Origin of the sequence: Nocardioides sp., assembly GCF_044226305.1 — a bacterium.
In the GTDB taxonomy this organism is placed as follows: Bacteria; Actinomycetota; Actinomycetes; order Propionibacteriales; family Nocardioidaceae; genus Nocardioides.
Genome location: NZ_JBGAHF010000006.1, coordinates 164,578 through 187,633 on the forward strand (window position 1 = coordinate 164,578; position 23,056 = coordinate 187,633).

19 protein-coding genes are annotated in these 23,056 nt (G+C 72.5%); 13 read left to right on the forward strand and 6 right to left on the reverse strand.

Features of this window, described 5'->3' with window-relative positions:
• Positions 1-132 precede the first annotated feature (132 nt).
• Complete coding sequence (locus tag ACILQ5_RS08625) at positions 133-1,644, forward strand: glycosyltransferase (RefSeq protein WP_395657577.1); 1,512 nt, start codon at positions 133-135, stop codon at positions 1,642-1,644.
• A 42-nt stretch (positions 1,645-1,686) separates the two neighbouring features.
• Positions 1,687-2,418 (forward strand): hypothetical protein, encoded by a 732-nt coding sequence (locus ACILQ5_RS08630; protein ID WP_395657578.1) that lies wholly within the window; start codon positions 1,687-1,689, stop codon positions 2,416-2,418.
• Positions 2,419-2,422: 4 nt separating this feature from the next.
• Here ACILQ5_RS08630 and ACILQ5_RS08635 read toward each other — a convergent pair whose 3' ends face one another.
• The 3 genes from ACILQ5_RS08635 to ACILQ5_RS08645 form a co-directional block, all read right to left on the reverse strand.
• Entirely contained in the window at positions 2,423-3,592 is a 1,170-nt protein-coding gene (locus ACILQ5_RS08635) for a winged-helix domain-containing protein (RefSeq protein WP_395657579.1), read from the reverse strand.
• Between the two features lie 85 nt (positions 3,593-3,677).
• Positions 3,678-4,682, reverse strand: a complete 1,005-nt coding sequence (locus ACILQ5_RS08640; protein ID WP_395657580.1) for a glycoside hydrolase family 6 protein — start codon at positions 4,680-4,682, stop codon at positions 3,678-3,680.
• 7 nt (positions 4,683-4,689) lie between these two features.
• Entirely contained in the window at positions 4,690-6,126 is a 1,437-nt protein-coding gene (locus ACILQ5_RS08645) for a DHA2 family efflux MFS transporter permease subunit (RefSeq protein ID WP_395657581.1), read from the reverse strand.
• A 76-nt stretch (positions 6,127-6,202) separates the two neighbouring features.
• Here ACILQ5_RS08645 and ACILQ5_RS08650 point away from each other — a divergent pair, with 76 nt between their 5' ends.
• Positions 6,203-6,799: a TetR/AcrR family transcriptional regulator gene (locus ACILQ5_RS08650; RefSeq protein WP_395657582.1), complete on the forward strand. Its 597-nt coding sequence runs from the start codon at positions 6,203-6,205 to the stop codon at positions 6,797-6,799.
• On the forward strand, positions 6,796-7,398 hold the full coding sequence (locus ACILQ5_RS08655) for a Maf family protein (RefSeq protein WP_395657583.1): 603 nt from the start codon (positions 6,796-6,798) through the stop codon (positions 7,396-7,398). The genes ACILQ5_RS08650 and ACILQ5_RS08655 overlap by 4 nt, the downstream gene beginning before the upstream one ends.
• On the opposite strand, the gene ACILQ5_RS08660 is transcribed toward ACILQ5_RS08655, so the two are convergent.
• Together ACILQ5_RS08660 and ACILQ5_RS08665 are read right to left on the reverse strand one after the other, a co-directional pair.
• Positions 7,340-7,969, reverse strand: a complete 630-nt coding sequence (locus tag ACILQ5_RS08660; RefSeq protein ID WP_395657584.1) for a GtrA family protein — start codon at positions 7,967-7,969, stop codon at positions 7,340-7,342. The two genes, ACILQ5_RS08655 and ACILQ5_RS08660, sit on opposite strands and share 59 nt — an antisense overlap.
• Before the next feature lie 31 nt (positions 7,970-8,000).
• Positions 8,001-9,188, reverse strand: a complete 1,188-nt coding sequence (locus ACILQ5_RS08665; protein ID WP_395657585.1) for an acyl-CoA dehydrogenase family protein — start codon at positions 9,186-9,188, stop codon at positions 8,001-8,003.
• 222 nt (positions 9,189-9,410) lie between these two features.
• On the opposite strand from ACILQ5_RS08665, the gene ACILQ5_RS08670 reads away from it, so the two are divergent.
• The 5 genes from ACILQ5_RS08670 to ACILQ5_RS08690 all read left to right on the forward strand — a co-directional run bounded on the left by ACILQ5_RS08670 (position 9,411) and on the right by ACILQ5_RS08690 (position 16,140).
• Positions 9,411-11,702: a choice-of-anchor J domain-containing protein gene (locus ACILQ5_RS08670; protein WP_395657586.1), complete on the forward strand. Its 2,292-nt coding sequence runs from the start codon at positions 9,411-9,413 to the stop codon at positions 11,700-11,702.
• 190 nt (positions 11,703-11,892) lie between these two features.
• Positions 11,893-13,662 carry an acetyl/propionyl/methylcrotonyl-CoA carboxylase subunit alpha gene (locus tag ACILQ5_RS08675; protein WP_395657634.1) on the forward strand — a complete coding sequence of 590 codons (1,770 nt, stop codon included), beginning with the start codon at positions 11,893-11,895 and terminating at the stop codon, positions 13,660-13,662.
• Positions 13,663-13,690: 28 nt separating this feature from the next.
• Positions 13,691-14,191: a PH domain-containing protein gene (locus ACILQ5_RS08680; RefSeq protein ID WP_395657587.1), complete on the forward strand. Its 501-nt coding sequence runs from the start codon at positions 13,691-13,693 to the stop codon at positions 14,189-14,191.
• The gene (locus ACILQ5_RS08685; protein WP_395657588.1) at positions 14,188-15,654 is read left to right on the forward strand and encodes a PH domain-containing protein; all 1,467 of its coding nucleotides are present in this window, start codon (positions 14,188-14,190) and stop codon (positions 15,652-15,654) included. Before ACILQ5_RS08680 ends, ACILQ5_RS08685 begins: the two co-directional genes overlap by 4 nt.
• Before the next feature lie 135 nt (positions 15,655-15,789).
• Complete coding sequence (locus ACILQ5_RS08690; protein ID WP_395657589.1) at positions 15,790-16,140, forward strand: hypothetical protein; 351 nt, start codon at positions 15,790-15,792, stop codon at positions 16,138-16,140.
• 10 nt (positions 16,141-16,150) lie between these two features.
• Here ACILQ5_RS08690 and ACILQ5_RS08695 read toward each other — a convergent pair whose 3' ends face one another.
• Positions 16,151-17,170 carry an SGNH/GDSL hydrolase family protein gene (locus ACILQ5_RS08695; protein ID WP_395657590.1) on the reverse strand — a complete coding sequence of 340 codons (1,020 nt, stop codon included), beginning with the start codon at positions 17,168-17,170 and terminating at the stop codon, positions 16,151-16,153.
• A gap of 143 nt (positions 17,171-17,313) precedes the next feature.
• Between ACILQ5_RS08695 and ACILQ5_RS08700 the strand changes: the two genes are divergently transcribed.
• The 4 genes from ACILQ5_RS08700 to ACILQ5_RS08715 are packed head-to-tail and all read left to right on the forward strand — an operon-like array spanning position 17,314 to position 23,052.
• A complete protein-coding gene (locus ACILQ5_RS08700; protein ID WP_395657591.1) occupies positions 17,314-20,745 on the forward strand; it encodes a pyruvate carboxylase in 3,432 nt (1,143 codons plus the stop codon).
• On the forward strand, positions 20,742-21,944 hold the full coding sequence (locus ACILQ5_RS08705) for a benzoate/H(+) symporter BenE family transporter (protein WP_395657635.1): 1,203 nt from the start codon (positions 20,742-20,744) through the stop codon (positions 21,942-21,944). The genes ACILQ5_RS08700 and ACILQ5_RS08705 overlap by 4 nt, the downstream gene beginning before the upstream one ends.
• Positions 21,945-22,003: 59 nt before the next feature.
• The gene (locus tag ACILQ5_RS08710) at positions 22,004-22,741 is read left to right on the forward strand and encodes a YbaB/EbfC family nucleoid-associated protein (RefSeq protein ID WP_395657592.1); all 738 of its coding nucleotides are present in this window, start codon (positions 22,004-22,006) and stop codon (positions 22,739-22,741) included.
• Positions 22,738-23,052, forward strand: a complete 315-nt coding sequence (locus ACILQ5_RS08715) for a hypothetical protein (protein ID WP_395657593.1) — start codon at positions 22,738-22,740, stop codon at positions 23,050-23,052. The genes ACILQ5_RS08710 and ACILQ5_RS08715 overlap by 4 nt, the downstream gene beginning before the upstream one ends.
• Positions 23,053-23,056: the final 4 nt, after the last annotated feature.

Sequence of the window (23,056 nt, forward strand, 5' to 3'; positions counted from 1 at the left end):
TACCGCAAAGTCTCGGCGGAGCCCGTCTGGACCACTATTCTTGAGCCAACCTTGAGTTTGCTCGATGGGCGCCTTGAGGGCGCTTGCGCAGACTGAGACGAGGTTGAACACCAAGACGTCGGGAGACGAGCCGTGAGCGCGAACGAATGGGGGGACGGGTACCCCCAGGTGGCCCAGCAGGCAGCACTGCCTCCGGCCCCTGCCCTCGCGGGCGAGAACCAGTACGTCCGGACCGCCGACCCCGAGCTCTCCGGCTACGAGCCCGAGTTCCTCGAAGAGGTCGAGGACCTGCCGACGTACCGTCCGACGGTCGGGTGCATCATCCCCGCCTACAACGAGGCCGAGACGATCGCGGGCGTCCTCGACTCGCTGCTCCAGCAGACCCGGCTCCCGGACGTCATCCACGTCATCATCAACAACACCAGCGACGACTCCGTCGAGATCGCCAGCCACTACGCCGGCCCGCACACGCGGATGACCCCCAGCGGCGAGCAGAGCACGATCATCTACGTCCACGACATCGGGAAGAACCCCGACAAGAAGGTCGGTGCGCTCAACTACGGCTACTCGCTGGTCGAGACGATGGACTACCTCCTCGGCGTCGACGGCGACACCACCCCGGAGCCCGACGCCGTCGAGAACCTCGTCAACGAGATCTCCAGCGACGACCGGATCGGCGGCATCTCCGCGATCTACTCGATCGACGACAGCGCGCTCGACAAGCCGATGGCGAAGTTCCTCATCGCCGGCCAGCGCGCACAGTTCGCGGCGTTCAACATGCAGAACCTGCTCAAGGGCCGCAACATGGCGGTGCTCGGCGGGCAGTTCTCGATCTTCTCCACCCAGGCGCTGCGTGACGTGCTGCGCGACAGCCACCAGCGCACCCCGTGGGTGAGCGACAGCGAGGTCGAGGACTCGCTGCTGTCGCTGCAGATCAAGAGCGCCGGCTACCTCACCAAGATCAGCGCCCGGGCCCGCGCCCACGTCGGCGGCATGGACACCCTGCGCTCCCTCGACGCCCAGCAGGTGAAGTGGAACTTCGGTGCGATCGACCTGATGTGGCCGGGGCAGCGCGGCGACACCAAGGGCCAGCCGTTCCACCCGAACCTCCGGCTGCGGTGGTTCGAGCACATGTCGATGGTCATCAACATCGTCACCCGCTCGATGTTCATCTTCCTGCTCGCCGGCTCGCTCAGCATCCACGCGTTCGTGTTCAGCCCGTGGTGGCTGCTCCCGCCCCTGGCCGCGGTGTGGCTGAACTTCCGCGTCGCCCGGTCGATGGAGTTCGCCAACAAGCGGGACTACCTCTTCGCCCTGATGGTCATCCCGGCGGAGATCTACATGATCATCCGGATGGGCCACTTCGTGCGCGCCTGGCTGAAGTTCTTCAGCCGTCAGCAGACCGACAACTGGGCCGCACAGGCGAAGGCCGAGCGCGGCAAGGGCATCGCCTGGATGTACCCGTTCCTGGCCTTCGGCGTGGTCTTCGCGATCGCCGCGGTGATCTGGACGATGCTGCTGTCGATCCCGCTGCGGTCCGACATCCTCGCCGTCTGCTGGCCGGTCCTGGGCGTCATCACCGTGCTGCAGACGGCCTGGATGATCATCAAGGCGATGAAGCGCTACCGCGGCTTCAAGGCCTGACCAGCACCCCCCGAGCCCACCTCCCGACCCGCAGGAGACCCGATGACACGCACCCGCTCGCGCCTCTCGACGGCAGCGGCGAGCCTCACCGGCATCGTCGCCACCGCCGTGCTGCTCAGCGGCTGCTCCGCGATCGACGGCCTGACCGGCTCCAACGACCCGTCCTCGACGCCGACGGCGTCGCCGAGCGCGTCCGAGACGCCCTACCCCTCGCAGTTCACCCGCGACGGCACGTTCCAGTCCCACATCAGGATCGACGGGATGGACTACGTCTACACGCTGTACCCGACCAAGTCGACGCCGCGCACGAACGAGTGGTACCCGAAGGGCGCGAAGTACTTCTCCTTCACCTTCCAGGCCTACGACCTCACCAAGAAGATCCGGGCGCCGTTCATCACCAAGCGCAAGGTCTACCTGTCGCGGATGCAGGTGCAGTCCGACACGGTCACCTACGAGGGCGGCAAGACCCAGCACCCGTACGAGCTCGACGCCGAGGCGCGGACCATCACCTTCGACCCGGAGCCGCTGTCGACCAAGTACGGCATGCTCGTCACCTCGCCCAAGGGCGCCTTCGAGCTGCGCAACCAGAAGATCAAGCCGACGTCGAAGGACACCAAGGGCATCGACCTGCACTTCACCGCGACCGTCTACGTCCAGGAGTCGGCCGGCTCGACCACCTTCACCAAGAAGATCATCAAGCAGAAGGTGCCGATCGCGATCTTCCAGAGCGACAAAGCCACCCAGGCGCAGAAGATCCCGATCGACGCGAACTGAGCCGCTAGGCTGCCTCGGCGAGGCGGTAGCCGACCCCCCGGACGGTCTCGATGAACTTCGGGGTGCCCGAGTCGTCCCCGATCTTGCGGCGCAGGTTCGCGATGTGCACCTCGACCGAGCGCTTGTCGGCCTCGTTGACGAAGTACGACGTGACGTACTGCTGACCGCGCATCGTGAGCACCAGGTCGGCCTTGCTGCGCACCCGCCGGCCCGTGCTCAGCAGCGAGGCCAGCAGGTCGAACTCGGTGCGCGTCAGGTCGACGCTGCCGCCGTTCACGGTGACGACGCGCGTGTCGTTGTTCAGGGCGAGCCCGTTGAAGCGGATCCACCCGCCCTGGTTCTGCGGCACGCCCTGGGCGGAGCTCTCCGGCGGGACCGGCTGGTGCACGGGCGCCGGCGGCGGCGCCGGCTGCTGGTACTGCGGCGGCGGCTGCTGGTACGCCGGCGGCGGCTGCTGCTGGTACTGCGGCTCGGGAGCGGGCGGCTGGTAGGGCTGCGGCTCCGGGGGCGGGGCCGGCTGCTGGTACTGGGGCTGCGGGGCGGGCGCCTGGTAGGGCGGCTGCTCGGCCGGCTGCCGGTGCTGCGGCTGGTAGTGCCGCGGCTCCTGCGGCTGGTGCTGCGGGGCCCGGCGCGGCTCCGGCGCGGCGGGCTCCTCGTCCTGGAGGGGGCGCAGCGGCGCGTTGGCGGTGAGGTTGCGCGCCGCGGCGGCCGCCCACGACTCCTCCTGCGGCTCCTCGGCGACCGGGGCCCCGTGCTCGCCCTCGTCGTCGGCCCAGCCGGTCGGCGTCTCGAACCGGGCGCGCGGGCGGCGCAGCATCGAGTCGGCCCGCGCGCGCAGCTCCCGGGGCCGGAACGGCTTGACCAGGTAGTCGTCCGCGCCGGCCTCGAAGCCCTGCACCACGTCGATCTCGTCGGCCAGGGCGGTGATCATGATCAGGTAGGTGGTGCTGAACTCGCGCAGCCGCTTGGCCACCGCGAACCCGTCCATGCCGGGCATGTTGACGTCGAGCGTCGTGATCAACGGGTTGTGCCGGCGCACCGCCTCGACGCCGTCCGGACCGTTCTCGGTGACGACCGTCCGGAACCCGGACTGGGTCAGGACGATGTCGATGAGGTCGCGAACGTCGGGGTCGTCCTCGATGATGACGGCCACCCAGTCGCTGTCCGGCTGCATGGCTCGAATGCTAACAACGGTGTGACCCGCCACTGCCGTTGGTGCGTCGATCGGTCCGGGAACCGTCCGCAGCGGGCCAGTTGTCTCACCAGCCGGACGACGCGGCCATCTGCATCGCCCGCTCCGGCCAGAACTGGCCGGCCGGCGGACCGCCGTTGCACTCGCCGTCGCTCTCGCCCGGCGGCTTGACCCACGCGTAGGCGTCCAGGTGGGGAGCATCGCTCGCCGGGGCGGGGTCGGTGCCGTAGGCCCGGCCCGGCGGGTTGCACCAGACGTCGGTCGAGCCGTTGCCGTTGCGGCCGGTGTCGATGACGTACTGCGCGCCCCCGAGGAGCCTGCTCAGCTTCTCCCCGTACTTCCGCTCGTCCTCGTCGGTCTGGTAGTTCGACACGTTGGTCGCGAAGCCGCGCACGTCCTCCACACCGACCTGCTTCAGCAGGGGCGCGAGCTCCGCCGGGTCGACCCAGTTCGAGTGGCCGCCGTCGACGTAGGTCGTGACGCCGGCCGCGGCGAGCGCGTCGACCGCGTCGGCGATCAGCTGGACCCGCTGGGCGCGCCGGTCGCACTCGAGGGCGGAGGCCAGCGCGTCCGGCTCGACGACCGCGACCGCGGCGTCGGCGGTGCCCGCCGCGTCGGCGATCTCCTGCACCCAGGTGGCGTACTGGTCCGCCGGCAGCCCGCCGCCGGAGAACCCGCCGGTGCAGTCACGGTCGGGGATCCCGTAGACGACGAAGGTCGGGACCTCCCCTGCGGCGTCGGCGCCGTCGACGATCTTCGTCACGAACGGCCCGACCTCGCCGGGCGGGTGCTCTTCCGGGGTCAGCCAGATCCCGGTCGGCGTCGCGGCGAGGCGGTCGAACACGGCGACCTCGTCGGCCCTCCCCTGGGCCTCGGCCTGCGCGGCCGCCTGGGCCGCTCGCGAGTCGGGGTCGGCGTAGCCGGCCCGGTCGGCGTAGGGGTCCACCGCCTGCGGGTCCGCCGGCTTGGCGCTGCCCTGCCCGTCGTCGCTGCCGCCGCACCCCACGAGGAGGCCGGCTGCAGCGACGAGGGTCAGCAGCAGCGCAGGCAGCCGACGACGGTGGGAAGGCACCGCCACATCATGCCCGAGGCGCCACGGCCTTCCGGCGACCCGGTGCGAAGACGGACGCGACCGCCGCGACGGCCACGGCGGCGGCGCCGGTGAGCAGCGCCGGGCCGATGGCTCCGTCGTACCCCGTCGGCGTCAGCGCGCCGCCGTTGGCCAGGAACACCGCGGTCAGCAACGCGACGCCGATGGCGACGCCGAACTCACGGACCGTCGAGTTCGCCGAGCTGGCGATCGCGAACTCCTCGTCGGGCAGGCCCTCCAGCACCGCGGTCGCCATCGGGGCGAAGGTCAGCCCCATGCCGACTCCGGCGAGGAGCAGCGGCGCCACGAAGGACGGGTACGCCGCCCCGGTCTCGGTGAGCACGGCGAACCACACCAGGGACGCGGTCTGCAGCACCAGCCCGAGGGACAGCAGCGCCCGCAGGCCGACCCGCGGCGCGAGCGCGCCGGCGATCGGCGCGACCACCATCGGCGCCGCAGTCCACGGCAGCGTCCGGACGCCGGCCTCGAGCGGGGAGTAGCCCTGCACGATCTGGAGGTACTGCGACAGCAGGAAGACCGTGCCGAACATGCCCAGGGTGAAGAACAGCCCGATGACGTTGGCCACCGAGAAGCCGCGCGACGAGAACAGCCGCAGGGGCAGGACGGCGTAGGAGCGACCACGCGCCCACCAGACGTAGGCCGGGAGCAGCAGCGCGGCCGTGACCAGCGGCAGCACGACCCGGGGGTCGGTCCAGCCGTCGTCGTTGCCGTGCACGATGCCCCACACGCCGAGGAACACGGCGCCGCCGAGCATCAGCACGCCGACCAGGTCGAGCCGCTGCCAGGTGCCGCGGGACTCCCGGACCGCGACGAGCAGCAGCGGGCCGGCGACCAGAGCAACGGGGACGTTGAGCCAGAAGATCGCCTGCCAGCTGACGCCCTCGACGACCGCGCCGCCGATGACCGGGCCGAGCGCGACGCCGAGGCCGCTGACGCCGCCCCAGATCCCGATCGCCGCGGCCCGCCTGGCCGGCGGCACCGCCGACGCGAGCAGGGTGAGCGAGAGCGGCATGATCGCGGCCGCGCCGAGGCCCTGGACGGCGCGGGCGGCGATCAGCGCCTCCGACGACGTCGAGAGGGCCGAGGCGATCGAGGCGAGGGTGAACACGACGAGGCCGGCCAGCATCGTCCGGCGCCGACCGATCCGGTCGCCGAGCGTGGCCGCGGGCAGCATGAACGTCGCGAACGCGAGCGTGTAGGCGTTCACGAACCAGGACAGCTGGCCGACGCTCGACCCGAGGTCGGCACGGACGACCGGCAGCGCGCTGGTCATCACCAGGTTGTCGAGGGTGGCCATGAACATGGGGAGGGACGCCGCCACGATCGCCAGCCACACCGGCGTGGTGCGCCGGGGGCGGGCGGGGGCGACGACGGTCGCGCCGGGCGCGGTGTCGAGTGTGGTCATGGAACGGCTCCAGAAGTTTGCATCGAATGATTACTTCGGTCACGACCATAAGTAATCAACTGATAACGTGTCAACCATGAATGCTGCGAGAGCCACCGGCCGGATGCCCGCGGAGGACCGACGCGAGCTCGTGCTCGCAGCGGCGACGCGGGCCTTCGCGCGCTCCGGCTACGCCGGGACCAGCACGGACGCGGTGGCGCGGGAGGCGGGCGTCTCCCAGCCGTACGTCGTGCGCCTGTTCGGCTCGAAGCTCGACCTGTTCCTCGAGGTGTTCGCGGGTGCCGTGCGGCGGATCGAGGCCGCCTTCGCCGAGGTGATCGACGCGGGCCCGTTCGACCCCGAGAGCGAGGACGACAAGGCGCGGATGGGCATGGCCTACGCCCAGCTCCTCCAGGACCACGACTTCCTGCAGGTGATGATGCACGGCTTCTCGAGCGGGAGCGTGCCCGAGATCGCCGCCGCCGCGCGACGCTGCATGGGCGAGGTGTTCGCGACGATCCGACGCACCGGCTGGGACGACGAGCAGTGCCGCGACTTCGTCGCCTTTGGCATGCTGCTCAACGTGATGCTCTCGATGCGCGCCCCCGAGCACCTCGACGCCGACGACCCGCTCACCGCGCTGACGACCTGCGCCTTCGGCGAGCACCTCGAGCTGCTCGAGCCGCCGGCGTGACGCCGTTCGTCCTGGCCTCGGCCTCGCCGGCGCGCCTGCAGACGCTGCGCAACGCCGGCCTGGACCCCGTGGTCGTGGTCTCGGGCGTCGACGAGTCGCAGCTCGACGGGCTCCCGCCGGCCGAGCTGGCGCTCCAGCTGGCCGAGCTCAAGTGCGCCGCGGTGGCGCCGCGTCCGGAGGTCCCGGCCGGCGCGCTGGTGCTCGGCTGCGACTCGGTCCTCGAGCTCGACGGCCGGGCGCTCGGCAAGCCGGACGACGCCGACGACGCCGTCCGCCGCTGGGCGGCGATGCGGGGCCGGTCGGGCGTGCTGCACACCGGCCACTCGTTGCGGGACACCGACCACGACCGCGTCGCCGCGGCCACCGCCTCCACGACGGTGCACTTCGCCGACGTCACCGACGACGAGGTGGCGGCCTACGTCGCGACCGGCGAGCCGCTCGCCGTCGCGGGGGCGTTCACGGTCGACGGCCTCGGCGGCGCGTTCGTCACCGGCATCGAGGGCGACCACCACAACGTGGTCGGGGTGAGCCTGCCGCTGGTCAGGGACCTGGTCGCCGAGCTGGGGCACTCGTGGACGGACCTGTGGCGTCGCCGCTGAGGTCGTCGGCGAGGTCCACCGGCTCGTCGAGCGGGTCCAGCTGCTCGATGCGGACCTCGAGCGGGTCACCGACCTGGAGCTCGCTGAGCTCGAAGACCTGCATCGGCCGCTGCTTGAGGTCGGCGAGGTGCACGGGCCGGCGGAAGACCAGGGTCCGGAACAGGTAGAACCGCGCGACCATCCCGAGGAAGAGCCCGATCAGGTTCGCGGACAGGTTGTCCGAGTAGGGGTCGTCGAGGTCGAGCAGGTGCCGGCTGACCCACAGGCACCCGAGGGGGATCAGCATCGTGACGAGGTTGATCGCGACGAACATCAACCGGCCGCCGTCGGCGGTGCGCGGCGGACGGTCGCGGAACACCCACGTGCGGCTCCCCCGGTAGCTCACGACCATGCCGACGACGTTGGCCACGGCGAAGGCCAGGTAGGGCTGACCGGCCAGCGGCGCGTCGTACCCCGTGCCGAAGCCGTGCAGCAGGAAGTTGAAGATCAGGAACGCGACGATCGTCGCGAGGCCTCCGACCGCGAGGAACCGGTACGCCTCGGTGAGCACCCGACGCCACCGGTTCGACATGGCGGCAAGGCTAGCCGCTCGACCGGCCGGGTCACTCGACCGGCAGGCCGAGCCCCCGCGCGATCAGCATCCGCTGGACCTCCGAGGTGCCCTCGCCGACCTCGAGCACCTTGGCGTCGCGGTAGAACCGGGCGACGGGGTACTCCTCCATGAAGCCGTAGCCACCGAAGACCTGGGTCGCGATCCGGGTGGCGGTGACCGCGGACTCGGTCGCGTAGAGCTTGGCGACCGCGGCGGCCTGCTTGAACTCCTTCATCGAGGCCCCGCCCCCGTCGCGCTGGCTGTCCTTCATGGCTGCGGCCCGGTAGGTCAGCAGCCGGCTCGCGTGCAGCATCACCTCGAGGTCGGCGACCTGGAACGCCACGCCCTGCTTGCGGCCGATCGGACCACCGAAGGTCTGCCGCTCGCCGGCGTAGGCGACGCTCATCTCGAGGCAGGCCTGGATGCACCCGACCGCGAGCGCGGCGATGGCGACCCGACCGTCGTCGAGCGTGGCGAGGAACTGCGCGTAGCCGCGGCCGCGGGCGCCGAGGAGGTTCGCCTCGGGGACCCGGGCGTCCTCGAAGGACAGCGGGTGGGTGTCGGAGGCGTGCCAGCCCAGCTTGTCGTAGGCCTTCTCGACCGTGAAGCCCGGCGTCCCGCTCGGCACCATGATCGTGCTGATCTCGGGCCGACCGTCCTCCCGCTCCCCGGTGCGCGCGGTGACGGTGACCAGGCTGGTGATGTCCGAGCCGGAGTTGGTGATGAACTGCTTGGCGCCGTTCACGACCCACTCGCCGCCGTCGAGGACCGCCCGCGTGCGGGTGGCGCCGGCGTCGGACCCGGCGCCCGGCTCGGTCAGGCCGAACCCGGCGAGCCGGTGGCCGGCGACCAGGTCGGGAAGCCAGGTCGCGCGCTGCTCCGCGGTGCCGTAGGTGAGGATCGGGTTGATGCCGAGCCCGACCGCGGCCTCGAGCGTGATGCCCATCGACTGGTCCACGCGGCCGATCTCCTCGATCGCCACGCACAGGCTCGTGAAGTCGCCGTCCTCCCCGGCGCCGCCGTACTCCTCGGGGGCGGTAAGGCCGAACAGCCCGAGCGCGCCCATCTTCTGCACCACGTCGGTCGGGAAGTGGTGGGCCCGGTCCCAGGCGGCGGCGTGCGGTGCGATCTCGGCCTCGGCGAAGTCACGGACCGCCCGGCGGAACTCCTCGTGCTCGCGCGACAGCTCGTAGGTCATGGGGCCACCCTAGCGGCTGCGGTTAGCGGTTGTTAACCACCGGCGCCACCTCACCCGATCGGAGGAAAAGCGGCATTTCGAGGGTTCTGCCGCAAGATGCACGGTCGTACATCTTGTGCGACGAGCACTTCCGGTGTGGGATGCCCCACGTCCGGCAGCGCAGTCTCGGGACCTTGCTGGGCCCCGGCTGCTCTGCGTCCAGCTCATCAGAGTGGAGCACGCATGCACCGCAGGCACGGCGCGGCACTACTGGGAATGGCGACGGTTGCTGCCGTCACCGGCGCCCTGGTCTCCCCCGTCGGCTCGGCTACCGCCGAGCCCGGGACCCGACCGGCGCACTCCCAGGTCGCATCGGCGTCCGACCAGACCCAGGTCGGGCCCGACTACAACAACGGCAAGCCCCTTCCCGCCAGCGCAGCCCTGCGCAAGGCGATGCGGGCGCAGAACGGGGCGACCGCCAAGGCCGCCGAGGACGCGCACGTCGGGGACACCGTCAACTGGTTGGCGCTCAACGACTACACCGGCCAGATCTACCTCAAGCCCTACACCCTCAAGGGCATCGGCGAGCACATCGAGGTGTGGGTCGCCGACAACACCGCCTTCCCGGACGGTGACTGCCGCAACGACCTGGGGATGACCGACATCACCCAGGCGCAGGTGGACAGCTTCGTCCAGGAGTTCGACAACAACATCTTCCCGAAGGAGTCGGCGTCCTTCTCCGTGCCGCCGAGCCGCGACGGCAGCGCCGAGGGTGCGTACGGCGCCGGGCCGGTGTCCGCCGACCAGGCCGACGACATCGTCACGCTGGTGGACAACGTCCGCGACGCGAACTTCTACGACCCGTCCACCCCGGACGGCCAGACGTTCATCGCGGGCTTCTTCTACTCGGTGTTCAACGACTACACCGACCGCAACATCATGACCATCGACGCCAACGACTGGCTGCACCGCACCGGCGCCAACCCGCCGGACGACTCCGAGGACCCGGCGTACATCGCCTGCGCCCAGTCGCAGGGCTACGACCGTGGCTACGGCTCGCCGCGGCCGCGTGACTACGAGGGCACCTTCGCCCACGAGTACCAGCACCTGCTCGAGAGCTACGTCGACCCGGACGAGGACTCCTGGGTCAACGAGGGTCTCTCGGACTACGCCCAGAGCCTGGTCGGCTACGTCGACACCGCGCTCCCGCCGACCGCGCCGGACTTCGACAGCCACATCGGCTGCTTCGAGGGCTACCTGCCCGAGTCCTACGGCGGCGCGGAGAACTCGCTGACGCTCTGGCAGGACCAGGGCGGACCCGAGGTCCTCTGCGACTACGGCGCTGCGTACTCGTTCATGATGTACCTCTTCTCGCACTACGGCGAGGACTTCATGAGCCAGCTGCACACCGAGCCGGGCAACGGCATCAAGGGCCTCAACGCGGTCCTCAAGGACGCCGGCGCCAGCCGGAACGCCACGCAGACGATCCACGACTGGATCGCCACCATGGCGCTCGACGCCGCGGTCGACGACAGCGGCAAGCTGACCGGCGGCCCGAAGGGTCGGTACACCGCCGACTCGCTGAGCGCACGGATCAACTGGGCCAACCCCCAGTCCTTCGACAGCCCCGGCGCCCCGCCGAACGGTGCCGACTACGTCCGCCTCGGCAAGCCGGGCCACTGGCTGAAGAGCAAGCAGATCGACGCGCTGAGGTTCAAGGGCGCCTCGTCGCTCGCGCCGACGCCGGTCGAGTGGACCGTCGACACCACGCCGCCGGACGCGACCACCGAGGACACCACCTGCGGTGCGGTCGAGGACGGCACGGGCGCCGCGGCGCTCTACAGCGGCTGCGGCGAGAACCTGGACCGCTCGCTGGTCCGCCAGGTGACGGTGCCCGCCGGTGGCGGGACGCTCTCGTTCGAGGCGCTCTGGGACACCGAGGAGCAGTGGGACTACGGCTTCGTGCAGGTGTCCACCGACGGTGGCAAGACCTGGACGTCGCTGAGCACCGAGGACACCACGTCCGAGCACGACCCGGGCGCCGTGGGCAACATCGTGTCCGAGCTGCCGGGCTTCACCGGCGACAGCGGTGAGTGGAAGACCGAGACGGCCGACCTGTCGGCGTACGCCGGCAAGAAGATCATGCTCGGCTTCCGCTACATCACCGACTCGGGCGTCAACGAGGGCGGCTTCTGGGTCCGCGGGATCGACGTGGCGGGCACCAGCCTGCCCAGCGACTCGCTGGCCGGCTGGAAGACGATCACCCAGGTCCACCCGGTCGAGGTCCCGGACTGGACGGTGCAGCTGGTCGGCATCGACAAGTCCGGCAAGGCGTCGTACCACGACCTGAAGATCGACAAGTCCTTCCGCGGCTCGCTGACCGGGAAGCAGCTGCGCAAGGCGCTCGGCAGCAAGGCGACCACCGTGGCCGCGCTGGTCACGATGGACGACAAGAGCCAGACCATCACGCAGTACGGCAAGTACACGCTGACGGTCAAGGCACCGGTGGCCATGGGCAACCGGTCCGGTCGCTGACCTCCGGGTCACGACCTCGCAGCACCTTGTCCGGCCCTCGGCCCCGGGACTCCTCCCGGGGCCGGGGGCCGGACCCCGTTCCGGGAGACGACCACCACACGGGGTCGTCGTCCGTCCGGGTCTCGCTGGCGATACGCTGCGAGACGGAGACCATCGAGACCAGGAGTCGCACGTGGCGCAGATCAAGCCGTTGCAGAAGGTGCTCATCGCGAACCGCGGGGAGATCGCCGTCCGCGTGATCCGGGCGTGCAAGGACGCCGGGATCGGGAGCGTCGCGGTGTACGCCGAGCCCGACCGCGACGCGATGCACGTCCGGCTCGCCGACGAGGCGCACTCCCTCCACGGCTCGACGCCCGGGGACTCCTACCTCGACATCGAGAAGATCATCGCGATCGCGAAGAAGACCGGCGCCGACTCGGTGCACCCGGGCTACGGCTTCCTCGCCGAGAACGGCGGCTTCGCCCAGGCGGTCATCGACGCCGGCCTGGTGTGGATCGGCCCACCGCCGGCGGCGATCGACGCGCTCGGTGACAAGGCCAAGGCCAAGCACATCGCGCTGCGCGCGAACGCGCCGCTGGCGCCGGGCACCAAGGAGCCGGTCGCGGACGCCGACGAGGTCGTCGAGTTCGCGAAGGCCAACGGGCTGCCGGTCGCGATCAAGGCGGTCTTCGGCGGCGGCGGCCGCGGGCTCAAGGTCGCCCAGACGCTCGAGGAGATCCCGGACGCCTACGACTCGGCGGTCCGCGAGGCCATCACGGCGTTCGGCCGCGGCGAGTGCCTGGTCGAGAAGTTCCTGCACAAGCCGCGCCACGTCGAGACCCAGTGCCTCGCCGACCAGCACGGCAACGTCGTGGTCGTCTCGACCCGCGACTGCTCGCTGCAGCGCCGCAACCAGAAGCTCGTCGAGGAGGCGCCCGCGCCGTTCCTCACCGAGGCCCAGGTCAACCGCCTCTACGACGCCTCGAAGGCGATCCTGCGCGAGGCCGGCTACGTCGGCGCCGGGACCTGCGAGTTCCTCGTCGCCGAGGACGGCACCATCTCCTTCCTCGAGGTCAACACCCGCCTCCAGGTCGAGCACTGCGTGTCCGAGGAGGTCACCGGCCTCGACCTGGTCCGCGAGATGTTCCGCATCGCCGCGGGCGAGGAGCTCGGGTTCGGCGACCCGGAGGTGCGGGGCCACTCGATCGAGTTCCGCATCAACGCCGAGGACGCCGGCCGCAACTTCATGCCGGCTCCGGGCACGCTGTCCGCGTGGAGCCCGCCGCAGGGCCCGGGCGTCCGCCTCGACGGCGGCTACGAGAACGGCGAGACCATCCCGGGCTCCTTCGACTCCCTCATCGCCAAGCTGATCGTCACCGGCCGCGACCGCCAGCACGCGCTCGAGCGCTCGCGGCGCGCCCTGGCCGAGTTCGTCGTCGACGGGATGCCGACCGTGGTCCCGTTCCACCGCGCGATCGTCGACGACCCGGCCTTCATCGGGAGCCCGGCGGACTACCCGGAGAAGTTCGACATCTTCACGACCTGGATCGAGACCGAGTTCGACAACCAGATCACGCCGTACGGCGGCGGCGCGGCCGAGGCCGACGACCCGGTCGAGCGGCAGACGGTCGTCGTCGAGGTCGGCGGCAAGCGCCTCGAGGTCGTCCTGCCCGGCGGGCTCGGCGGCATCGCGGCTGCGCCGGCGGCCGGCGGTGGCAAGAAGCCCAAGCGCGGCGGCGGCAAGAAGCACGGCGCCGCGGTCAGCGGCGACGCGGTCGCGAGCCCGATGCAGGCCACCGTCGTCAAGGTCGTCGTGGAGGAGGGCCAGGAGGTCGCCGAGGGCGACACGGTCGTGGTCATCGAGGCGATGAAGATGGAGCAGCCGCTCAAGGCCCACAAGGCCGGCACGGTGACCGGCCTCCAGGTCGAGCCGGGCCAGACCGTCGCCAACGGTGCGGTCATCTGCGAGCTGAAGGGCTGAGCAGGGTCCCCTCCGTAATCTCGGGGTCATGACCGAGCCAGCGACGGCGCCCCGGCTCCGCGAGCCCCGCGAGCGGGTCAGCCCGCGGGCCCGGCAGATGTGGGCGCTGACGGCAGCGGTCGAGGGCCTCGCCCTGGTGGTGGCGCTGGCCGTCGCCGGGCCGGTGACGGGGTGGCTGCCGCTGCCGTGGTGGCCGGTCGCGGTCGTGGCACTCGCGGCGGCGGCGTACGCCGTGGTGGTGCCGCGGTGGCGGTACGCCGTGCACCGCTGGGAGGTCACCGAGACCGCCGTGTACACCCAGACCGGGTGGTGGGCGCGCGAGCGCCGGATCGCGCCGATGTCGCGGATCCAGACCGTCGACCACGTCGAGGGGGCGGTGGCGCGGCTCTTCGGGCTGTCCACCGTCACGGTGACCACGGCGTCGGCCGCCGGCGCCCTCGAGATCGCCGGGCTCGAGCGCACGCGGGCGCTGGCCCTGGTGGACGAGCTGACCGCGATGGCCGACAGCGTGCCGGGGGACGCCACGTGACCGACTGGCAGCGCCTCGACCCGCGGATGCTGCTCGTCTACCCGGTCAAGGAGCTGGGCCGGTTCCTGCCGGTGCTGATCGGCCTGTTCATCGCCGGCACGGCCTCCGGCGGCACCGGCGAGTGGTGGAACGTCGTCGGGGTCCTCGTCCCGATCGGGCTCGGGGTGCTGCGCTACTGCACGACGTCGTACCGGCTCTCGGCCGGCCGCGTCGAGCTGCGTCGCGGGCTGCTCAACCGGCACGTGCTCTCGACGCCGGTCGACCGGGTCCGCACCGTCGACATCTCCGCGCCCCCGGTGCACCGACTGCTCGGGCTGACCACGGTGCACGTCGGGACCGGCACCGCGTCCTCCGACGACGACGAGCAGATCGCCCTCGACGGCCTCCCGGTCGCGCAGGCCCGCCGGCTGCGCGCCGAGCTGCTGTCCTCCGGGGCCGAGGTCCGCGAGACGGTCGCGGTCCCGCCGGTCCTCGTCCTGGACCCGTCCTGGGTCCGCTTCGCGCCGTTCACCAGCGCGGGTCTCGCCATCACGGGCGGCGTCCTGGCGGTGGCGACCCAGGCGCTCAACACCGCGGGCGGCATCCAACGGCTGGACCCCGAGCGGATCGCGCACGACGCCGAGGCCTGGTCGCCGTGGCTGGCCCTGCCGGTCGCGCTCGTGAGCCTGCTCGTGCTGGTCTCGGTCCTCTCGATCGGCGGGTACGTCCTCACCAACTGGGGCTTCCGGCTCTCCCACGCCGACGGCGCCTGGCACCTGCGCCGGGGCCTGCTGACCACCCGCGAGACCACCATCGACGACGAGCGGCTTCGCGGCGTGTCGATCGGCGAGCCGCTCGGGCTGCGTGCGGTCGGGGGCGGCCGCGCCTCGGCGATCGCGACCGGCTTCGGCGGCGGCCGGTCCGCCGTGCTCGTGCCACCGGCTCCGCGCCAGGTCGTGCACCGCGCCGCGGGCGTGGTCCTGCGCAGCACCGGCCCCCTGGAGGGACCGCTCGTCGGGCACGGGCCGCGGGCACGGTCGCGGCGCTACACCCGCGCCCTGCTCCCCGCCGTCCTGCTCCTCCTCGCGGCCGCGGTGCTGGTGCCGGTGACCGGGCTCCCGGTCTGGGTCCCCCTGGTCGCCGCCCTCGGCGTCCCGGTCGCGCTCGCCCTGGCGGCGGACCGGGCGCGCGCGCTCGGGCACGCGCTGACCGAGGGGTACGTCGTCGTGCGGTCCGGCAGCCTGGACCGGCGTCGCGAGGCGCTGGCCACCGACTCCGTGATCGGCTGGAACCTGCGGGCGACCTGGTTCCAGCGGCGCGCCGGCCTGACGACCTTGGTCGCCACGACCGCCGGCGGTCGACAGTCCCTCACTGCCCTGGACGTGCCGGAGGCGACGGCGGTCGCGCTGGCGCACGCGGCCCACCCGCAGCTGCTCGAGCAGTTCCTGGAGCGCTCGCTCGAGGGCAGCCCGGCGGCGCGCTGACCGCAGGCGCCCGGACACGTGGTCCGGACCGGTCCGGTGCGTTCCCGCGAGCCGCACCCACCGGGAGGTGGGAGGTCTAGCGTGGAGGTCTCGACCGCGTGCTCGGGCACTTGCTTGCCACGTGGAGGAGCGCAGATGACCAGCCGGCCCGTGCGTGTGCGCGTGCTGGCGGCCGCCCTCGCCACCGCACTCGCCGCGGTCCTCGCCCTGGTCGCCGTCGCCTGGCGACCGCCACCGGGCGACGCCGCACCGGCGGTGCACGGCGCGACCACGGACCGCGGGAGCGAGGGTTGCCTGGTTCCCGAGCTGCGTGGCTTCCGCCTCGGCGTCGCGAAGGCCGAGCTGGAGTGGGCGGACTGCCGGCTGGGCAGGGTCCGCACCCGGCACGCACCCCCGCTGAGGCGCGGCTTCGTGATCGAGCAGCAGTACTACGCCGGCACCCAGCTCAGCCCCCGCCACCGGGTCGGGGTGACGCTCGGCCGCTGAACCCGCGAGGTCAGCCCGGGTACGCCGGGTTGAGCACGATCGCGTCGGCCGGCGGCGCGGCGTTCGCGTTCGTCGGCGCCTTCGAGACCGGCCGGCCGGTGACGACCCCGAAGACCGCCTTCGCCATGCCTCGCTCGCCGGCGCGGTTGGGGTGGAAGTTGGCGCCGGCCTTCGGGCCGGTGAACACCACGAGCGAGCCGTTGATCCACGCCTTCAGACCGGCGCAGGCGTCGTGGCCGCGGCTGATGGTCTGCGTGTCGACGTACGTGGCGTCCTGCGACGTCGCCCCGAGCCGGAGCGACCGGTTCAGCAGGTCCTCGATGTGGTCGCCCCAGGCGACGTCACCGGCGGCGAAGCCGACGGCGTCGCAGGTGTGGGCCCCGAGCGGCATCAGCTGCGGGTACCCGACGACGTAGACGTCGGCCTCCGGAGCGGCCTCGTGCACCGCGGCCACGGCGCCGGCGATCCGCGTCCTGATCGCCCGGGCGTCGCGGGCCTTGGTGTCGACACCGTCGACCGTGTAGTGGTCGCGGCACGGGGTCGCCTCGTCCGGGTGCTCCTGCGCCAGCCGGCCGCAGGTGTCGACGAGCGAGCCGAAGAGCCCGTAGTCGTTGCCACCGATCCCGATCGTGACCAGGTCCGTGTCCGCCGAGAGCGCGTCCAGCTGCGGGGCGGCGTACGGGTTCTCGCCCCCCTGCGGGGAGGAGAAGTCGGCCACCTGCGCTCCCGAGCAGGTGACGTCGGTGTACGACGAGACGTCGAGGTAGTCGGCGACGAAGGCCGGGTAGTTGTTCCACGACCGGGCGCAGGCCTGGGGGTCGGGACGGAAGGTCGGCTTGCCCGGGGGCGCCTTCACCAGCGGGCCCGCGCTGTAGGAGTCGCCGAGCGCGACGTAGTCGATCTCCCGGTGGACCTGCTGGGCGGCTCGCCCGTCCCGTGCCGGGGCCGCAGGTGCGGACGCTGGCGTCCCCACCAGGGCGGCGGCGGCCAGGACGCCGGCCACCGCGAGCGCGCTCGTCGTACGACGCATGGTTCTCCCTCTCCCCCGACGCGCCGGCAGCGGCGCGTCCCCGCGAGCCTATCCGGGCGGGCCGACGGCCGCGGCGGCGCCCGGCCGTCTCGTCGGAGACCGACGCCGGCGCCGCCCGGCGTCCCGGCTTATAGCGTGTGCGCATGTTCTCCAAGGTGCTGGTGGCGAACCGGGGCGAGATCGCGATCCGGGCTTTTCGGGCCGCCTACGAGCTCGGCGCGCGGACGGTGGCGGTCTTCCCCTACGAGGACCGCTGGTCCGAGCACCGCCTGAAGGCGGACGAGGCCTACGAGATCGGCGAGCGCGGGCACCCGGTCCGGGCGTACCTGGACCCGGAGGCGATCGTGGCGGTCGCGGTCCGTGCCGGCGCCGACGCGGTCTACCCCGGCTACGGGTTCCTGTCGGAGAACCCGGCGCTGGCCGAGGCGTGCGCGGACGCCGGGATCACCTTCATCGGGCCGAGCGCCGAGGTGCTGACGCTGACCGGCAACAAGGCGCGGGCGATCGCGGCGGCGAAGGCCGCCGGGGTGCCGACCCTGGCCGGGGTCGAGCCGTCGACCGACGTCGACGGCCTGGTCGAGGCGGCGAGCGCGATGCCCTACCCGCTGTTCGTGAAGGCCGTCGCCGGCGGCGGCGGCCGCGGCATGCGGAGGGTCGACGAGCCCGGGCCGGACGCCGCGTTCCTGCGCGAGGCGGTCGAGACCTGCATGCGCGAGGCCGAGGGCGCTTTCGGCGACCCGACGGTCTTCATCGAGCAGGCGGTCGTGGACCCGCGGCACATCGAGGTGCAGGTCCTCGCCGACGGCGAGGGTCGCGACGACTCGGTGATCCACCTCTACGAGCGCGACTGCTCGGTGCAGCGGCGCCACCAGAAGGTCATCGAGCTCGCGCCGGCGCCGAACCTCGACCCGGACCTGCGGGAGCGGATGTGCGCGGACGCGGTGCGGTTCGCCCGCGAGATCGGCTACCGCAACGCCGGCACGGTGGAGTTCCTGCTGGACCCGGACGGCAACTACGTGTTCATCGAGATGAACCCGCGGATCCAGGTCGAGCACACGGTGACCGAGGAGGTCACCGACGTCGACCTGGTGCAGTCCCAGATGCGGATCGCCGCCGGCGAGACGCTCGCGGACCTGGGCCTGTCCCAGGACTCGGTCGTGCTGCGCGGGGCCGCGCTCCAGTGCCGGATCACCACCGAGGACCCGGCCAACGACTTCCGCCCCGACACCGGCGTGATCACGACCTACCGCTCCCCCGGTGGCGGCGGGGTCCGCCTCGACGGCGGCACGACGTACACCGGCGCCGAGGTGTCGGCGCACTTCGACTCGATGCTGGCCAAGCTGACCTGCCGTGGCCGCACCTTCGACAAGGCCGTCGAGAAGGCCCGCCGGGCGGTCGCGGAGTTCCGCATCCGCGGCGTGTCGACGAACATCCCCTTCCTCCAGGCCGTGCTCGCCGACCCCGACTTCGCCAGCGGCCACGTCACGACCGCCTTCATCGAGACCCACCCCCAGCTGCTGCAGGCGCGCGGGTCCGGCGACCGGGGCAGCAAGATGCTCAACTACCTCGCCGACGTGACGGTCAACCAGCCGTACGGCGCGGCCCCGGTGAGCGTCGACCCGGTGACCAAGCTCCCCGGACGCGACCAGGGGGTCGACCTGACGGTGCCGGCCCCCGACGGGACCCGGCAGCTGCTGCTCGCGGTCGGGCCCGAGGAGTTCGCCCGCCGGCTGCGGGCGCAGGACCGGGTGGCGGTCACCGACACCACCTTCCGCGACGCCCACCAGTCGCTGCTGGCGACCAGGGTCCGGACCCGCGACCTGCTCTCCGTCGCCGGGCACCTGGCGCGCACGACCCCGAACCTGTGGTCCCTGGAGTGCTGGGGCGGGGCGACGTACGACGTCGCGCTCCGCTTCCTCGCCGAGGACCCGTGGGAGCGGCTGGCCTCGCTGCGCCAGGCGGTGCCCAACATCTGCCTCCAGATGCTGCTGCGCGGCCGCAACACGGTCGGCTACACGCCGTACCCGACCGACGTCACCACCGCGTTCGTCGAGGAGGCGGCCGCGACCGGCATCGACGTGTTCCGGGTCTTCGACGCCCTCAACGACGTCGAGCAGATGCGGCCCGCGATCGAGGCGGTCCGCGCGACCGGGACCGCCGTCGCCGAGGTGGCGCTGTGCTACACCGGCGACCTCTCCGACCCCGACGAGCGGCTCTACACCCTCGACTACTACCTGCGGCTCGCCGAGCGGATCGTCGACGCCGGCGCGCACGTGCTCGCGATCAAGGACATGGCCGGCCTGCTCCGGGTCCCGGCCGCGCGGACCCTGGTCACCGCGCTGCGGGAGCGCTTCGACCTGCCCGTGCACCTGCACACCCACGACACCCCCGGCGGCCAGCTCGCCACCCTGCTCGCCGCGATCGACGCCGGCGTGGACGCCGTGGACGCCGCGACCGCGTCGATGGCCGGCACCACCTCCCAGCCGCCGCTCTCCGCGCTGGTCTCGGCCACCGACCACGGACCCCGCGAGACCGGGCTGTCGCTGGCCGCCGTCAACGCCCTCGAGCCCTACTGGGAGGCCACCCGCCGGGTCTACGCCCCCTTCGAGTCCGGGCTGCCCTCGCCGACCGGGCGCGTCTACCGCCACGAGATCCCCGGCGGCCAGCTCTCCAACCTGCGCCAGCAGGCGATCGCGCTCGGGCTGGGCGAGAAGTTCGAGCAGGTCGAGGACATGTACGCCGCCGCCAACGACATCCTCGGCAACGTCGTGAAGGTGACCCCGTCCTCCAAGGTCGTCGGCGACCTCGCGCTGCACCTGGTCGCCGTCGGGGCCGACCCGGCCGAGTTCGCCGAGGACCCGGGGAGGTTCGACATCCCCGACTCGGTCATCGGGTTCCTCAACGGCGAGCTCGGCGACCCGCCCGGCGGCTGGCCCGAGCCGTTCCGCACCAAGGCCCTGGCCGGCCGCACCCACAAGCCCCCGACCGCCGAGCTCACCGCCGAGGAGGCCGCCGGCCTCGCCGGCGAGAACGGCGTCACCAACCCGGTCCGGCGCCGCACCCTCAACGAGCTGCTCTTCCCCGGCCCGACCCGCGACTTCACCGAGTCCCGCGCCACCTACGGCGACCTCTCGGTCGTCCCGACCATCGACTACCTCTACGGGCTGCGCCGCGGCGCGGAGCACGAGGTCGAGATCGAGGAGGGCAAGACCCTGATCCTCGGGCTCCAGGCGATCGGCGAGCCCGACGAGCGCGGCATCCGGACCGTGATGGCCACGATCAACGGCCAGCTCCGGCCCGTCAACGTCCGCGACCGCAGCGTCGCCTCCGAGGTCCCCACCGCCGAGAAGGCCGACACCACGAAGCCCGGACACGTCGCCGCCCCCTTCCAGGGCGTCGTCACCATCGCGGTCGAGGAGGGCCAGCAGGTCGCGGCCGGCGACACGGTCGCCACCATCGAGGCGATGAAGATGGAGGCCGCCATCACCGCACCGGTCGCCGGCACCGTGGAGCGGCTGGCCCAGACGGGCACCCGCGCCGTCGAGGGCGGCGACCTGGTGCTGGTGCTGTCCTGACCCCGCCCGACGCCCCCGCTCCCGTCGACCCGGCGGCCGCCGAGCACGGCACGCCCGTCGTCGCCGGCGTGGTCACCGCGGTCGTCGGCTTCAGCAGCGCGTTCGTCGTCGTCCTGTCCGGGCTGGTCGCCGTGGGCGCCACGCCGGCCGAGGCCGCGTCCGGGCTGCTGGCCCTCTGCGTGACCCAGGCCCTGGGGATGTGGTGGCTCAGCGTCCGCCACCGCACGCCGATCTCGCTCGCGTGGTCCACCCCCGGCGCGGCGCTGCTGATCTCCACCGGCGCGGTGGAGGGCGGCTGGCCGGCGGCGGTCGGCGCCTTCACGGTGACCGCCGTCCTCATCCTCCTGACCGGGCTGCTGCCGTGGCTCGGGGAGCTGATCGCCCGGATCCCGACCTCGCTGGCACGGGCGATGCTGGCCGGGGTGCTGCTGCCCATCTGCCTCGAGCCGGTCACCGGCCTGGCCGACTCGCCCTGGCTGGTCGGACCCGTCGTCCTGGCCTGGCTCGTGATGCACCGGGTGTCCCGGCGCTGGGCGGTCCCGGTGTCGCTCGCGGTCGCCCTGGTCGTCGTCCTCGTCGAGGCCGGCTCCGCGGTCGACGGCGCCGAGCTGGTCCCCTCGCTCACCTGGACCACGCCGGAGTGGACGCTGCCGGCGGTCGTCAGCATCGCGCTGCCGCTCTACGTCGTGACGATGGCCTCGCAGAACGTCCCCGGGGTCGCGGTGATGAAGAGCTTCGGCTACACCGTGCCCTGGCGGGAGTCGATGACGGTCACCGGGCTCGGCACGCTGCTCGGTGCGCCCTTCGGGGGCCACGCGATCAACCTCGCGGCGATCACGGCCGCGATGACCGCGGGGCCCATGGCCGGCCCGGACCGGAGCCGCCGGTGGCTCGCGAGCACGAGCGCGGCCGCGGCGTACGTCGTCCTGGCGCTGCTCGCCTCCGCGCTCGCCGCGCTGGTGGCGGCCGCGCCCGGTCAGGTGATCCCGGCTGCGGCCGGGCTGGCGCTGCTCGGCACCTTCGGGGCGGCGCTGGCCGGCGCCCTGGCCGAGCCGGACGGACGGGAGGCGGCGGCCGTGTGCTTCCTCGTCGCGGCCTCCGGGATCAGCGTGCTCGGGGTGGGTGCGGCCTTCTGGGCGCTGCTCGCCGGACTGGTGCTGCGCCCGGTGCTGCGGCCCGTCGTGCGCTCCCGCGTTTGAGGCCACGGGGAGGCGGGCAAGGGTCTGGCGTCAGCGACCACTCGGGGGAAGACGACCTGATGACCGACGCCATCGAGGACCTCGCGGTCCTCCGGGAGCGCAGCGACGTGCTGCTCCAACAGGTGACCGGCGCCCAGGAGCGGGTGCGACCCGTGCAGGCGGCCGACGCGAGCGGCCAGGTGACCGTCCGCCTCGACGCCGACGGCCGGCTGGAGTCCGTGCAGGTCGGCTTCACGTGGGACCGGACGCTGACCGCCGCCGAGCTGCCGGCCGCCGTCCTCGAGGCGGTCGCCCAGGCCCGGATCGAGCAGGTCGAGCAGTACGGCGAGGCGATCCGCGCGATCGAGGACGAGCCGGAGCCGCGGGCCCGCCCCGCGCGCACCGACACCCCGATGATGGACGCGTTCCGCGAGCGGGTCGAGGCGCGCGGCGGAGGCACGGACGCCGCCCGGGAGCTGACCGAGGAGATCCTGCTCGACGCGCGGGCGGGGCTCGACGAGGCGAACCGGCTGCTCGACGAGCACGCCGGCCGTCGCTTCCAGGCACGCAGCACCTCCGGCCACGTCACGGCGACCGCGCTCGGCAACGGCGAGGTCGACGCGATCGAGCTCGACACCTCCTGGGTGCCCCGGGCGCACCCGGCCAACCTGGGACGCGAGATCACCGAGGCGATGCTCGCGGCCGCGCAGCGGGCGCGGCGCGAGGGCCTGTCGGCCGTGCTCCAGGCGACCAAGCTCGCCGACATCGCCCGGATGGCGGTCGGCGACACCACCACTCCCGAGGGGGACCGACGATGACGATGCAGGCGGGCTTCGAGGCCCTGACCAGCGAGGCGGCCGAGTGGGACGACACGTCCCAGGCGCTCACCGACGCGGCCACGACGGTGTCCGGGCTCCAGCTCTCGGCGGCCCAGTTCTCGTTCGTCTGCTTCATGACCGGGGTGGACGACAGCTACGCCCAGGCCCGCCAGCACGTCGAGGACGTGCTGAACGCCGGAGCCCGCGAGACCGGCAAGCTCGCCGACGCCCTCCGCGAGGTGCGTCGCGACTTCGAGAGCACCGACCAGCAAGTGGTCTCCGAGGTCCAGTCCGTCTGGATCCCGGAGTAAGGAG